Below are 14,095 nucleotides of genomic sequence, written 5' to 3' on the forward strand. Positions count from 1 at the left end.
TTGAGCAGGCTGACGACGTTGATGACCAGTTCCTTGGTGACCCGGTCGAGGAAGCCCGAGGTCGGGTAGCGGACGGTGCCGCCCTGTGCGGTGTCCCGTCCGGCTCCGCCGTGTCCACGCACGGTTCGGAACCACCGAAGGATGAGGCGGAGCAGCGGTGCTGTCGTCCAGGGGTGGTTTGGTCTCGCGCGCGTGACAGCCGACCCCGGCACCAGCTGGGAATCGATGAGGATCGGGTGATCGGTGAGCACACGCTGGGCAGCGAGATCGAGGACCACGACGACAGCTTCGCGATGCGGTTCCTCTACGCGTTCTGGCGCCTGTGCGAGCAGTGGATCGCCGTGACCGAGCCAGCCGAGGTTCGCCACTCCGCACGAGGCTGCCGAGTTCCTGGAGACGGACCTCCGGAGGCCTTCCGGCCAGGAGCCGCGTTCGCCGATGTGCCGAACGGCTGCTTCGCGACCGGCAACGGCTCGTCCATCACTTGACGCGAGGTGCGCGCCCCAGCGTGCTGTGGCGGGCGATCAACCGGTGCGGGGCGCGCACCTCTATGCCGGGCAGTGGATCCGTGCTGCCGATGCGCAGGAGCAGCCGTTCCACCGCTGTTGTGGCGATGGCGTCCTTGTCCGGCGAGATGGTGCTGATCGCCGGGTTGGCGTAACGGCCTTCCTCGATGTCGTCGTAGCCGATCACCGCGATGTCCTCGGGCACGCGCAGCCCGCGTTCCAGCACCTCGTGCAACGCGCCGAGCGCCACGGTGTCGTTGTAGCCGAAAACGGCGTCCGGTGGGTCGTCCCGATCGAGCAACGCCCGCATGGCGGCCGCACCGGCGGCGCGGTTGAACCGGCGCGTCTGGACGATCAGCGACTCGTCGACCGGGAGACCGGCGTCCGCGTGGGCCTGCCGGTACCCGAGGGTGCGCAACTGCGCCGCCTCGCCGGTCGGGTACGGCTGATCGCCTATCGCGGCGATCCGGCGCCTGCCCAGGCCGATCAGATGCGCTGTGGCCGCACGGGATGCCTCGACGTCGTCGATGCCGACATGGTCGAAGAAAGCGTTGGACGACCGCTCACCGAGCAGGACGAGCGGGAACGTCGGGTCGCTCTCGGCCAGGTCCTCCTGCGCGAGGCCGAGCGGGCTGTAGATCATCCCGTCGAACAGGGCCGCCCGTGCGCCGCGCCGGATCAGTTCTCGCTCGTGGGTGGGATCGCCGTCGGTCTGGTCGATCAGCACGTGGTAGCCCCGCTCACGGGCCTTCGGGATGATCGCCTGCAGCAGCTCGGAGAAGTAGGGCACGTCCAGGAAGGGAACCACCACCGCGATCTGCCCTGACCGGCCGTTCGCCAGGTTGCGGGCCAGCACGTTGGGCCGGTAGCCCAACTCCTTGATCGCCTTCTCGACCTTCTCGCGGGTGGGGTCGGTGACCGGGGCGTAGCCGTTGACCACGTTAGACACCGTGCGTGCGGACACACCAGCCAGCTCAGCAACGTCACGCAGCGTGGCATCGCGCATGTACTCACTCCGTCGAGACCGGCGCGGCGGCCCACCGCTGCAGCGCTGCAGCGCAGTGTGCCTGCCGATCCCCGCCACGACAAGTCCCGGTCTTCCGAGTGTCGTGGGACCGCATCCGCATCTGGCTCGAACTACGTCAGATTGGGTCTTGCAGCGCGGCAAAAGCCAGTACATAGTGCTTTGCAGCGCAGCAAGACCCAACCGCCACGGTGGCAGTACCGGTCGATCCGCTCCCTCCCGCCAACCGTGGTGCAGCACCTCACGACCTCAGCGGTCCTCGGTTCGTGCCTCACGGGGTCACCGCATTTCCGATCACTCACCGTGACGGCGATCGAGCATGCACTGACGCATGCCGCGACGGAAAGGCGCTACTCATGCTCGGCACCAGATGGATGGCGAAACTCCGTGCAGGGCTCGTCGCCACCGGCCTGCTCGCCGTGGCCGCGTGCGGCGGTGCCGTGGACGACGCCGACGGACCCGTGCGCGTGTCGGTCTGGGCCTGGTACCCGGAGTTCAAGGCCGTGGTCGACGCGTTCAACGCCTCCCACGACGACATCCAGGTCGACTGGACCAACGTCGGCACCGGCCCGGACCAGTACGCCAAGCTGAAGACGGCGTTCACCGCCGGCAAGGGCGCGCCGGACGTCGCGATGGTCGAGTTCCAGCAGATCCCGACGTTCGTCATCCTCGACGCACTGGTGGACATGGGGCAGCACGGCGCCAACGACGACAAGAGCCTCTACGCCGAATGGGCGTGGAGCCAGGCCACCGACGGCGACAAGGTCTACGCCATCCCGGTGGACGGCGGACCGATGGCGCTGATGTACCGCAAAGACCTCTTCGACCAGCACGGCATCCCGGTGCCGACGACCTGGCAGGAGTACGCCGACGCGGCCGCGAAGATCAAGGCCGTCGATCCGAACGCCTACATCGCGAGCTTCGGCAGCGACGGCGGCTGGCTCAACGGGCTGATGTGGCAGGCGGGTTGCCGGCCGTACGGCTACTCGCAGGCCAAGGCCAAGGACCAGGTGAAGATCAACCTGACCGCACCCGAGTGCGAGAAGGTCGTCAACCTGTACGGCGACCTGGTGAGCAAGGGGCAGATGGCCCAGGACAAGTTCTTCACCGCCGACGCCACCGCGGCGCTCGACTCCGGCAAGTACTGGACCTGGGCCGCGGCCGGCTGGACACCCGGATACGTGGCCGGCTCGCTCAAGAACACCGCGGGCAAGTGGGCGGTCGCGCCGATGCCGCAGTGGACCGCGGGCGCCGACGAGCAGGGCGACTGGGGCGGTTCGACGTTCACCGTGACCAAGCAGGCCAAGAACCCGAAGGCAGCGACCACGGTGGCCCGCGAGCTGTTCGGCCGCTCGAAGGCCGCGTGGGACATCGGGCTGAACAAGGCGTTCCTCTACCCGCTGGCGAAGGAGGTCGCGGCCGACCCGGCGTTCACCGGCAAGGCGTACGACTTCTTCAACGGGCAGAAGGTGAACGAGATCTTCGTGCCGGTGTCGCAGAAGCTCGGTGAGTTCCAGTACACGCCGTTCCAGGACTTCGTCTTCAAGGACCTGAACGACCGCACCGCCGAGGCGATGTCGGGCAGCAGGCGGTGGAGCACGGTGCTGGGGGAGACGCAGAAGAACGTCATCGCGTACGCCGAGAAGCAGGGCTTCAAGGTCAGCCGTTAGTGCACCCGAGGTCTGCCGCGACCCACGGGTCGCGGCAGACCCCCAGTCCAGGAGGTTTCCCGTGACGCGGTCATCACCGATCACGGCACCCGCGGCCGACGACCTGCCGCCGTCTCCCCGTCCGGTCGAGCACCGGCCACGGCGCAAGCCGCGCCGGGTCACCGAGCACCCGGTGGCCGGAGCGCTGTTCGTACTGCCGTTCTTCCTCGTCGTCGTGGCGTTTCTGGTCGTGCCACTCGGTTACGCGTTCTGGCTCAGCCTGTCCAGCAAGAGCCTCGCGCTCGGCACCCGGTTCACCGGCATCGGCAACTACGTGCGCGCGTTCACCGATCCGGTGCTGCTGGACGGCCTGCTGCGGGTCGTCCTCTTCGGACTGGTGCAGATCCCCGTCATGCTGGGCATCGCGCTGGCCGGAGCGTTGACGCTCGACGCCGTCACGACCAGGTTCGCCCTGGCGTTCCGGCTCATCGCGTTCATGCCCTACGCCGTGCCGGCCGTCGTCGGCGCGCTCATGTGGGGCTTCCTGTACAGCCGCACGTTCGGTCCGTTCGCGGATCTGCCGACGCTCGTCGGCGGCGACCCGATCGACTTCTTCAGCTCCTCGCTGCTGCTGGTGTCGCTCGGCAACATCGTGACCTGGGCGTGGACCGGTTACAACATGATCATCCTGTACTCGGCGTTGCAGGGCGTGCCGCGCGAGATGTACGAGGCCGCGGTCATCGACGGGGCGACGCCGGTGCAGATCGCGTTGCGGGTCAAGGTTCCCGCGATCAGGCAGGCCATCTCGCTGGCCGTGATCTTCACCGTCATCGGCACCATGCAGTTCTTCACCGAACCGCAGATCATGGCCCGGTTCGCGCCGCAGGTCTCGGCTGGCTACACGCCGAACCTCTACGCCTACAACCAGGCCTTCGCCTACTCGGACTTCAACTACTCGGCCGCACTCTCGTTCGCGCTCGGTTTCCTGGTGTTCGTGGTGGCCTACGCGTTCGTGTTCGTCAGCCGCAGGCGGGGAGCACGCTCATGACCAGCGGCACAGCCGGCGACACGACGGCGAAGACCTGGCTTCCACATGTGCTGATGGGCGCGGGCATCCTGTACTTCCTGGTGCCACTGCTCTGGGTGGTCATCGCGGCCACCAAGAGCCAGCCGGACCTGCTCGACAGCCCGGCGCTGTGGTTCGCCGACTTCAACCTGCTGGAGAACATCGAGCAGCTGTTCCACGAGGACGGCGGCGTCTACGGCGGGTGGCTGGTCAACACGGCGTTGTACTCGGGGCTCAGCGCTCTGGGCGCGACCGCGCTCGCCGCCGCCGCGGGCTACGGGCTGGCGCGGTTCACGTTCCTGGGCAAGCGGTTCTTCGAGACCGCGCTGCTCGGCATGATCATGGTGCCGGCCACCGCGCTGGTGCTGCCGACGTACCTGATCCTGTCCGAGCTCGACCTCGTCAACACCATGTGGGCGGTCGTCCTGCCGTCGCTGCTCAGCCCGTTCGGTGCGTACCTGGTCCGCGTCTACGTGGACGAGAGCGTGCCGGCGGAGCTGATCGACGCCGCCCGGATCGACCGGGCGAGCGAGCCGCGCATCTTCTGGCAGATCGTGCTGCCGATGATGCGTCCCGCCCTCGTCACCGTCTTCCTGTTCACCCTGGTCGCGACGTGGAACAACTACTTCCTGCCGCTGGTGATGCTCAGCGACGCCGACCTGTACCCGCTGACCGTCGGACTGACCACCTGGTTCAACACCGCGCAGCAGGACGCCGGGAACCGGATGCTGTTCAACCTCGTCGTCACCGGCTCTCTGCTGGCCATCGTCCCGCTCGTCATCGCCTTCGTCCTGTTGCAGCGCTTCTGGCGCAGCGGGGCGGCGGCAGGCGCTCTGAAGTAGGAGAACCGTGCTCAACGCTTCCCTGGTCCTCAATCCCCACTACGTCATCGCGCCGGTGCGGCGCCGGCTCTTCGGGTCGTTCGTCGAACACATGGGCCGCTGCGTCTACACCGGCATCTACGAGCCAGGGCATCCAACCGCCGACGAGGACGGCTTCCGGGGCGACGTGCTGGAACTGACCCGTGAGCTCGGGGTCGAGCTGGTCCGGTATCCCGGCGGCAACTTCGTCTCCGGCTACCGCTGGGAGGACGGCGTCGGCCCGGTCGCCGGGCGGCCGGTGCGCCGCGAGCTCGCGTGGCACAGCCTCGAGACGAACGAGGTCGGCATCGACGAGTTCGTCCGCTGGGCACGCAAGGCCGATGTCGAGGTGATGTACGCGGTGAACCTCGGCACCCGCGGTGTCGCCGAAGCGCTCGACGTGCACGAGTACATGAACCACGAAGGCGGTACGCACCTGTCGGAGCTGCGCAGGGCGAACGGGTCCGAGGCGCCGCACGGGGTGAAGTTGTGGTGCCTGGGCAACGAGCTGGACGGTCCGTGGCAGCTCGGCCACAAGACCGCGCACGAGTACGGACGGCTGGCCGCCGAGACGGCCCGTGCGTTGCGGCAGGCCGAGCCGGACCTGGAACTGGTGGCGTGCGGCAGCTCGAACTCGGCCATGCCCACCTTCGGCGAGTGGGAGTCCATCGTGCTGGAGCTGGCGTACGAGGAGGTGGACCACATCTCCCTGCACGCCTACTACGAGGTGCTGGACGGTGACGTGGACAGCTTCCTCGCCTCCGCGGTGGACATGGACCGGTTCATCGACAGGGTCGTCGCCACGGCGGACGCGGTCGGCGCGCGGCTGAAGAGCGACAAGCGGATCACGTTGTCGTTCGACGAGTGGAACGTCTGGTACATGCAGCGGTTCCACAACACGCCGCGCACCGAGTGGGAGGTCGCGCCGCGGGTCATCGAGGACCAGTACGACGTGAACGACGCGGTCGTCGTCGGCAACCTGCTGATGTCGTTGCTGCGGCACAGCGACCGGGTGGCCGTGGCGTGCCAGGCACAGCTGGTCAACGTGATCGCGCCGATCCGCAGCGAGCCGGGCGGGCCGGCGTGGCGGCAGACGATCTTCCACCCGTTCGCGTTGACCTCGCGGCTGGCGCGCGGGCAGGTGCTGCGGGTGGAGACGTCCTCGCCGGTGTACTCGACCAAGCGCTTCGGTGACGTCCCCGTCGTGGACGCGGTCGCGACGCACGACCCAGGAACGGGCGACACGGTGGTGTTCGCGGTCAACCGGCACCAGACCGAACCGGTGGAGCTCCGTGCGGACCTGTCGGCGTTCGGGGAGGTGGCGGTGGCCGAGGCGTGGTCCGTGCACGACGAGGACGGTGCGGCGACCAACACCGAGGCCGATCCTGACCGTGTCGTCCCACGACCGCGGCAAGCCGACGTCGCCGACGGCGCCCTGCACGTGGTCCTGCCGCCCAGGTCCTGGACCGCCGTCCGCCTCACTGGCGGTCAGTAGCCGACGCGGAAGGTGGCGTCCTGGCGGTCGGCCGCCGCCGACCCGGTCGAGATCGGGTCGATGCGCAGGACGTACCCGGAGTGCCGGATGTGGCGGTCGGGGAAGTTGTGGGAGCGGAACGAGGTCCACGCCGGGTCGGCGAGTCCCGCGACCCGGTGGAAGGTGGCGTCGGCGGCGAAGGTCGCGCTGCCGTCGTTCGCCGCCAGGACGAGCGCGTAGTCGGCGTGGCGCAGGTAGCGGTCCGGGTAGTTGACCGAGCGGAACGAGATGCCGGCCGAGGCCGCCAGGCCCGGGACGAGCTGCCACATCGCGTCCTGGTACGGGTCGAACGGATAGGGGTCGATGCGGGCGGCGTTACCGGAGTGCCGGATGAGGTGATCGGAGAAGTTGTAGGACTTGATCCGGTTCCAGGCGGGCGCACCCCAGCGGTTGACCAGGCCGTTGTACTCGGTCGCGGTGATGCCGCAGATGGTGGGGTGCTTGGCGTTGAGCGGCTGGGTGTACTGGGCCTTGGTCAGCGGCGACCACGAGTCGGTGGCGATGTCGGCAGAGCGCCAGGCGTACAGCTCGCCGTTGACGGGGGAGAACGAGTCGCCCCACAGCCACCATTCGTTGCGGTCGTGGGCCTTCACCACGATCGGGGCCTCGATTCCGCCGCTCACCACGCCGGCGGTGTAGGTGCCCCGGTCGAAGCTGCGCGGGGTGAGCGTGGCGGACCGGGCGCCGTAGAGGCGGCCGTCGCTGAAGCTCTTGTAGTACAGGTAGTTGACCCCGTTGCCGACGTGCACGGTGGCGTCGAGGACGTTGAAGCCGGGGTCGAAGAACAGCTGCGGGGTGCCGACGTTGACGAAGTCCTTGGTGTAGTTGACGTAGAAGGCGTCACGGCCGCCGCTGTTGGCGGAATAGAGGATGCCGTACTGGTTGCGCGAGGCGTCCCAGAACGCCTCCGGTGCCCACGTGTGGGTCGGCATGGAGTGCATCTTCAGCCTCCGGTACTCGGTGAACGACCGCAGGTCGGCCGAGTCCCAGGCGTGGATGTACTGGTTCTGGCGGGTGAAGTCGGTGCCGGTCAGGTCGGTGGCCAGCACGACGAACCCGCCGTTCTGCTTGCGCATGATGAACGGGTCCCGCAGGCCCCTGGTGCCCGCGGTGGGAGTGGCCACCGGGTTGCCCTGGTTGAGCGGCATCCAGTTCAGGCCGTCGGTGCTCACCGCCAGGTGCAGGGCGTACCGGTCGGCGACCTTGCCGGGCGACTCGGTGAAGTAGCCCATCACGTAGGCGGTGTCACCCGGTGCGGCGAGCGCGGGGAGCCGGTTCGCGCCTGCCAGGGCGACTGAGGCCACTCCACCGGCGAGAAAAGTGCGTCGTTGCAGCACGGACGTCTCCTGTCGGGAGCGGTGGGGGATGGCCGGCGGCGAGGGCCGCCGGCCATCGGAGGGGTGGTCGGTCAGGCCGCGGGTTCGCCGGATGGAGCGGCGAGCTGCGTGCCGAGGCGGACCGGGGTGCCGAAGTTCGGCGTGCCGTCGGAGTTCCAGGTGAATTTCTGGGCACGCGTCGACCGGTTCATGTCACAGCCACCGGAGGCGCTGTCGTTGGCGTGGTAGACGATCCAGTCCTCGGTGCCGTCGGGCGACTTGAAGAACCCGTTGTGGCCGGGGGCGAACACGCCGTTGCCGTCGTTGCGCTGGAACACCGGGTTCGGCGACTTCGTCCAGTGCGACCGGTTGAGCGGGTCGGAGCCGGTGAGCGTGAGCAGTCCCAGCTTGTAGTCGGGACCCCAGCACGCGCTGGCCGAGTACACGATCATCGTCTTCCCGTCGCGGTACAGCGGCTCCGCGCCCTCGTTGACCGCACCCGTCTGCCGCTCCCAGGACAGCGTCGGCTGGCTGATCGTGCGCCGCGCGCCGCTGAGCGTGTAGGGGTTCGACATCGGGGTGATGGTCAGCGACTGGGTGCCGTCCATCGCGCTGCCCATCAGGTACAGCTTGCCGCCGTGCTGCAGGATGCTCGGGTCCAGCTCCCAGGTGTTGCCCAGGTCGGCCTTGAAGCTGTAGGGCCCTATGGGATCGGTGCCGGAGGACTCCAGCACGTGCAGCCGTTGGGTGGGGTTGTAGTCCGGCACGTTCTGCCCGGCGACGTAGTAGAAGTACCAGCGGCCGTTCAGCAGGTGGAACTCCGGTGCCCACATGTTGCAGCACCCGTTCGGGCGGCCTGCCAGGTTGAAGATCACTTGGTCGGCGGCGCTCGACAGCCCGGCGAGGGTGCGCGACCGCCGCATGGTGATCGTGGAGTTCCACGTCGTCGTCGCCAGGTAGTAGTACCCGTTGTGGTACTGCAGCCACGGGTCAGGGCCGTTGCGCTTGATCGGGTTGGTGAACGTTCCCGCCGCCGGAGCGCCCAGCTTCACCAGCTGCCACTGCTGGTTCGCGCCCCCGGTGTCCGGCCACTGCACGACCCTGGCACCGTCGGCGGTGGACCACTCGTAGGTCTCCACGGCCTTGCCGCTGTTGCGGTTGAGGAGCCGCACGTACCCACCGGACGAGTCCGCGAGCCGGAACTGCTGACTGGTCGCGTTGCTGTCGGTCCACTGCACCAGGTCAGCGGCGTCAGCGGTCGAGCCGCCCGAGAACTGAAGGACCTTGTTGCTGTGCCTGGACTTGAGCCGGTAGTAGCCGCCGCCGGAGTCGACGAACTGCCACTGCTGCCACGCCCCGTCGTTGCGCGTGTACTGCGCGATCCGGGCGCCGTCGTTCGTAGCGAGGTCATAGACGTCCATGGCCTTGCCGCTGTTGCGATTGACCAGCACGTACGACGCGTTGGTGTCCACTGTGGCCGCCGACACCGCCGGTGGCAGGGCGGAGGTGATCCCGCCGAGCAACGCGGTGGTGGCGAGCAGGACGAGGGTGGTTCGCCGTCGTTCACGGCGGCTGATGGTCGAGATCATGCTTTTCTCCCTGCGGGCCGCTGCACGGGTGTCGGTTGCGTTCGATCAGCGGACGTAGGGCCAGCCGGCGGAGTCGATCGCCAGCAGGTTGATGCCGAGCAGGGATGCGCCGTTGTCCGCGTAGTAGTGGTAGACCAGCACGTCGCTGTCGCTGTCGGCCAGCACGTCCTGGTGCCCCGGACCGTGGATGCTGCCCTGACCGGCGAGGACCTCGGTGCCGCCGCCGGAGGTCAGCGCCGTGCCGTTGCGGTCGACGTAGGGGCCGGTGACACTGGTGGAGCGGCCGACCATGACGCGGTAGGTGCTGGCGGCGCCCTGACAGCAGCGGTCGAACGAGACGAAGAGGTAGTAGTAGCTGCCGCGCTTCACGATGTTCGGCGCCTCGATCGCGCCGCCGTTGCGACCGGCGAGCGCGCGGATCGTGGAGTCGGAACGCAGACCGGTCGACGGGTTGAGCGCGATCATCTTGATGCCGGACCAGAAGGAGCCGAAGCTCAGCCACCAGCGGCCCTGGTCGTCGACGACGAGGTCGGGGTCGATGGCGTTGAAGTTGTCGCTGGTGCGCGACTCGACGACCAGACCGCGGTTGGTCCACGTGCCGGAGTTGCCGCTGGGGCTGGTGGCCAGGAAGATCGCCGATCGGTTCGAGCCGAACGTCGAGGCTGAGTAGTACATCCAGTACTGGCCGCTGCGGTAGGAGATGTCCGGCGCCCAGAGGTTGCGGCTGTTCGCGGTGTAGGTGTTGGCCCATGGCGTGCCGTTGGGGAAGGCGGCGCCGGCGTTGCGGAACGCGGTGCGGTCGGTGGAGGTCTTGAGCGCGATTCCGTTGCCGGTGTGCGCGAGCAGGTAGCTGCCGTCCGAGCGCTTGACGGTACTCGGGTCGTGCACGCCGATGTCACCGGTGACCCGGCCTGGGGCGGGGTAGGCCGCCGACGCGGACGGTGTCACCGCAACGGTGACGGCCAAAGCCAGCAGGGGTATCAGAACGCGTTTCATCGATGAGACCACGATGTCCTCGATTTCTGGCGAGTGGTTGCGGCGGCGCGGGTTCCTGCCGATCCGGAGCGGCGCGGTCTCGGCTGGTGGAGTCGAGCGGTGTCAGCGCAAGCGGAAGAACGTCCGGTGCCGGTGTGGTGATCTGCGCAGGACCAGGACGTCGGCAGCCCGGAAAGTCGTCCGCGGGAGTGAGCCCATGCCTCGCCTCCTCGCGAGCGGGAACCTGAGTGCACCACCGGTCGTGTTCCGGGCTATAACTCCGGATGCGCTTTTAGCACGATATCGAGGACCGGCACGGTCGACAAGACCTTCTGTTATCGCTAACAGCGGTTGTGATGTCGAATTTTTCGACCATGCAAGTTTCGAAACACTGTTGAGCTGCGAAAACTGATGATCAACTGAAATGGGGGCGAACTGGCCCGGCGGCGTTATGTTAGCGATCACATCGGCGGGTGCTGTGGGATCTGGCGGCGCTGCGGCTCTCCCGGGCAGGTGCGCACCTGCTCATGCTCGGCAGCTGCTCCGCGGACATCGAAGACCTTGATCGGTTGAGGCCGGTCGCGGTGACGATGTCCCAGACGCCTGCCGACACCGCATCTCGCCACCAGAACAACGCCATCGCCTCGTCGAGCTCGGCGTCCAGGTTGAGTGCTTCGCGTCGAGCGTTGGTGCCACCTCAAGCCGGCGCTGTCCACGTTGTCGCGAGTGCTGACCTTTTCTCGTCGTTCCGGCCAACCGGATTCGTTGCCCAGAGCTGGATGCGTCTGCCGCCGAACCGGGCGAAGGACAGATTTGGCCGTACACCTATGACGCGCTAGGTCGCAAGACGAGCACGCGTGATGACTCTGGGGCCGACCCCCGCGGTCGGAGTGGTTCTACGACACGCTCGCTGATAGCACGATCCTCAAGGGCGTGCCGGCCAGGTCATGCGTCACGGTGATCTCGGCCGGTGCGCCATGCGGCACGTGGGAATCAGGTCGACCACCAACCGCGCGCCACCGCGGTCGACACGGACGCGTCATGGGGAAAGATGGGAGCAAATTGAGAGAAGTCAAGGCGTGGCAACAGGATCAAGCTGCACTCAAGTGCGTCCACTGTGCCGCCATGACCTGCCGATTCAACGTATCCGCAGGTCAGGACATAATCCGATCCACCCTGCGGATCAAGGGGCCGCAGGTTCAAATCCTGTCGTCCCGACGGTCTGAACCAGCCCGCTGATTCTGGATGAAAGCCCAGTTCAGTGGGCTTTTTTGGGTGCGAGCAGGCCCCAGCGTCGCAGCGACCAGCAAGAACAATGTGCTGGCGTCGATGAGTTCAAGCCCCGAGGACGAGCAGCACGCAGATCTCCGCGACCAGCACGACGACGTGGATGGCCAACGCTCAACAGGGCGGCGACGGCGCAGCACCTCGTTCTCCTGCTCCAGCAGTTTGATCGGCGCACACGCCTCACGCAGCTCAGCCGAACCAGCCCGGCTCGCACCGAGCTCGGCGCAGCCACTTGAACAACGTTGTCGGGCGCACCCCGAAATCTTCGGCGATCTGCTCGACCGTCACACCAGGCTCGCGGTCACGAGCGACCCGCACGACATGGCCGCGGAGCTCCTGGAGTGGGGTTTGGACACAGCGACATCCCGCACAACCGTTCTGTCGGTCAGAGGCCGGCGTCTCCGCGATCAACCCGGGGCTTCGGGCTGGTCAGGAACGACGCCAGCACGACCACCACCGAGATTGCTGCGGCGACCCTGAACGCTGTCTGCACTCCAGGAACGTCCGGTGTCCCGCCGGTGACCGACGACAGCGTCACCACGGTCACGAACAGCGCCGTGCCGGCCGCGCCGGCGACCTGCTGGATCGTTGCCAGGATCGCGCTGCCGTGGGAGTACAGGTCGGTGGGCAGGGTGGCCAGCGAGTCGGTCATCAGGGGTGTGAACATCGCGGACAGGGCGGCCGTGACCGCGGTGTAGAGGAGCACGACCTCCCAGATCGAGGATTCGGCGTCGAGGGTCGACATCGTCCACAGCGCCGCGCTCAGCAGGACCGCACCGGACACGACCAGGTACCGGGCGCCGTAGCGGTCGTAAGCACGCCCGATGATCGGGCCGAGGACGCCCATCAGCAGGCCCCCCGGCAGGAGCATCAACCCGGCCACGAACGCACTGCGTTCCTGCACGTTCTGGATGTACAGCGGCAGCAGGATGATCATGCCGAACATCGACATGAACCCGACCATGATCAGCACCAGCGACACCGTGAAGCGCCGATCGGAGAACGGGCGCAGGTCCAGCAGCGCCCGCCCCCGGCGTTGCAGGTGCAGTTGGCGGGCAACGAACGCGACCATCGACACCGCGCCGAGGACCAGTGGCACCCATGGCGGAATCCCATTTCCCGCACCGTGCGCCCTCTCCCCGATCAGCGACAGCCCGAGCACCAGCCCGGCGAACGCCACCGCGGACAGCGGCACGGACAGCACGTCGAGGCGTACCGGGTCGGTGCGCTCGTCACGCAGGCGCAGCCAGATGGCGCCCACCGCGAGCGCTACCAGCGCGATCGGCAGCACGACCCAGAACAGCCAGCGCCAGCCCAGAGTCGAAAGGACCACGCCGGACAGCGTCGGGCCGACGGCCGGCGCCACCGCGGTCACGATCGTGAGCGTGCCCATGGTTTGACCTCGGCGCTCGGCCGGGACCAGGGTCAGGATCGTGGTCATCAGCAGCGGCGTCATCACCGCCGTCCCGCTCGCCTGCACGACCCGCGCTGCCAGCAGCACACCGAAGCCCGGTGCGAGCGCCGCCAGCAGCGTCCCTATCGAGAACAGGCTCATCGCCGTCAGGTAGACCGCCCGCGCGGGGAAGCGCCGCAGCAGGAAACCGGTGATCGGGATGACCACCGCCATCGTCAGCAGGAAACCACTGGTCAGCCATTGAGCAGTGCCCGTGGACACCTGCAGTTGGACGATCAGCACCGGCAGCGCGACGCTCATGATCGTCTCGTTCAGGATCATCACGAACACCGAGCCGGCCAGCAGCCAGATCACCAGCCTGGCATTCACCACCGGCTGCGGCGTCGCACCTGTTCCCGGGCCCGCAGGTCCGCCGCCTGGGTTCGACGTGTCAGACGTGCCGATCTTCGACCCCATGGTCATCCCAACTCTTGTCCACCCTGCACGGCCACTTCCTCAGACCGCTGCTCACTCGGCGAGCGAGGTGCGCATGGTCCAGCGGAAGACCGAGGGCTTCTCCTCGGACACCCGCTCGAAGTGCTCGTGACCGCCGCGGCACGGCAGCTTGATCTTCCCTCGGTCGACGGTGACCTGTTCCGGGATGGTGATGTTCCCCGGACCGCCCTCCAGCACGACGTGGATGTGGTTGCCTTGGTCGAGCGCCTGGATCTGGATGTTCATCGGAACCCTCTGGTTTCTCATAGGACGATCAGTTTCTGGAGCAGGTCCTTGGCGGCGTCCGCGATGACGGTGCCGGGTGGGAAGATCGCCGCCGCTCCCGCGGCGTGCAGTTCGTCGAAGTCCTGTGGCGGGATGACGCCGCCGACGACGATCAT

12 protein-coding genes are annotated in these 14,095 nt (G+C 67.6%); 5 read left to right on the forward strand and 7 right to left on the reverse strand.

From position 1 onward, the window contains the following. The first annotated feature begins 236 nt into the window (after window positions 1-236). Complete coding sequence (locus ACZ7CH_RS40715) at window positions 237-488, forward strand: hypothetical protein (RefSeq protein ID WP_470376420.1); 252 nt, start codon at window positions 237-239, stop codon at window positions 486-488. Here ACZ7CH_RS40715 and ACZ7CH_RS40720 read toward each other — a convergent pair. Then, window positions 481-1,512 (reverse strand): LacI family DNA-binding transcriptional regulator, encoded by a 1,032-nt coding sequence (locus ACZ7CH_RS40720; protein ID WP_360402093.1) that lies wholly within the window; start codon window positions 1,510-1,512, stop codon window positions 481-483. The two genes, ACZ7CH_RS40715 and ACZ7CH_RS40720, sit on opposite strands and share 8 nt — an antisense overlap. 392 nt (window positions 1,513-1,904) lie before the next feature. On the opposite strand from ACZ7CH_RS40720, the gene ACZ7CH_RS40725 reads away from it, so the two are divergent. From ACZ7CH_RS40725 to arfA, 4 genes are all read left to right on the forward strand, one after another. Further along, a complete protein-coding gene (locus tag ACZ7CH_RS40725) occupies window positions 1,905-3,200 on the forward strand; it encodes an ABC transporter substrate-binding protein (RefSeq protein ID WP_360402090.1) in 1,296 nt (431 codons plus the stop codon). 61 nt (window positions 3,201-3,261) lie between these two features. Beyond that, window positions 3,262-4,227 carry a carbohydrate ABC transporter permease gene (locus ACZ7CH_RS40730; RefSeq protein WP_360402087.1) on the forward strand — a complete coding sequence of 322 codons (966 nt, stop codon included), beginning with the start codon at window positions 3,262-3,264 and terminating at the stop codon, window positions 4,225-4,227. Then, window positions 4,224-5,087, forward strand: a complete 864-nt coding sequence (locus ACZ7CH_RS40735) for a carbohydrate ABC transporter permease (RefSeq protein ID WP_470376421.1) — start codon at window positions 4,224-4,226, stop codon at window positions 5,085-5,087. The genes ACZ7CH_RS40730 and ACZ7CH_RS40735 overlap by 4 nt, the downstream gene beginning before the upstream one ends. A gap of 7 nt (window positions 5,088-5,094) precedes the next feature. Further along, window positions 5,095-6,600, forward strand: a complete 1,506-nt coding sequence (gene arfA, locus ACZ7CH_RS40740; RefSeq protein WP_470376422.1) for an arabinosylfuranosidase ArfA — start codon at window positions 5,095-5,097, stop codon at window positions 6,598-6,600. Here arfA and ACZ7CH_RS40745 read toward each other — a convergent pair. The 6 genes from ACZ7CH_RS40745 to ACZ7CH_RS40770 all read right to left on the reverse strand — a co-directional run bounded on the left by ACZ7CH_RS40745 (window position 6,594) and on the right by ACZ7CH_RS40770 (window position 13,940). After that, window positions 6,594-7,976, reverse strand: a complete 1,383-nt coding sequence (locus ACZ7CH_RS40745) for a glycoside hydrolase family 43 protein (protein WP_470376423.1) — start codon at window positions 7,974-7,976, stop codon at window positions 6,594-6,596. The genes arfA and ACZ7CH_RS40745 overlap by 7 nt on opposite strands. Window positions 7,977-8,047: 71 nt before the next feature. After that, window positions 8,048-9,544, reverse strand: coding sequence for a family 43 glycosylhydrolase (locus tag ACZ7CH_RS40750; RefSeq protein WP_470376424.1), 1,497 nt, complete (start codon window positions 9,542-9,544; stop codon window positions 8,048-8,050). 45 nt (window positions 9,545-9,589) lie between these two features. Continuing rightward, on the reverse strand, window positions 9,590-10,540 hold the full coding sequence (locus ACZ7CH_RS40755) for an arabinan endo-1,5-alpha-L-arabinosidase (protein WP_470376425.1): 951 nt from the start codon (window positions 10,538-10,540) through the stop codon (window positions 9,590-9,592). 1,455 nt (window positions 10,541-11,995) lie between these two features. After that, complete coding sequence (locus ACZ7CH_RS40760; protein WP_360402069.1) at window positions 11,996-12,217, reverse strand: helix-turn-helix domain-containing protein; 222 nt, start codon at window positions 12,215-12,217, stop codon at window positions 11,996-11,998. After that, window positions 12,192-13,676 (reverse strand): DHA2 family efflux MFS transporter permease subunit, encoded by a 1,485-nt coding sequence (locus tag ACZ7CH_RS40765; protein ID WP_470376426.1) that lies wholly within the window; start codon window positions 13,674-13,676, stop codon window positions 12,192-12,194. Before ACZ7CH_RS40765 ends, ACZ7CH_RS40760 begins: the two co-directional genes overlap by 26 nt. Window positions 13,677-13,727: 51 nt before the next feature. Continuing rightward, window positions 13,728-13,940 carry a DUF5988 family protein gene (locus ACZ7CH_RS40770; RefSeq protein ID WP_470376427.1) on the reverse strand — a complete coding sequence of 71 codons (213 nt, stop codon included), beginning with the start codon at window positions 13,938-13,940 and terminating at the stop codon, window positions 13,728-13,730. Between the last annotated feature and the right edge of the window lie 155 nt (window positions 13,941-14,095).

Source organism: Lentzea sp. NPDC037011 (assembly GCF_055607425.1).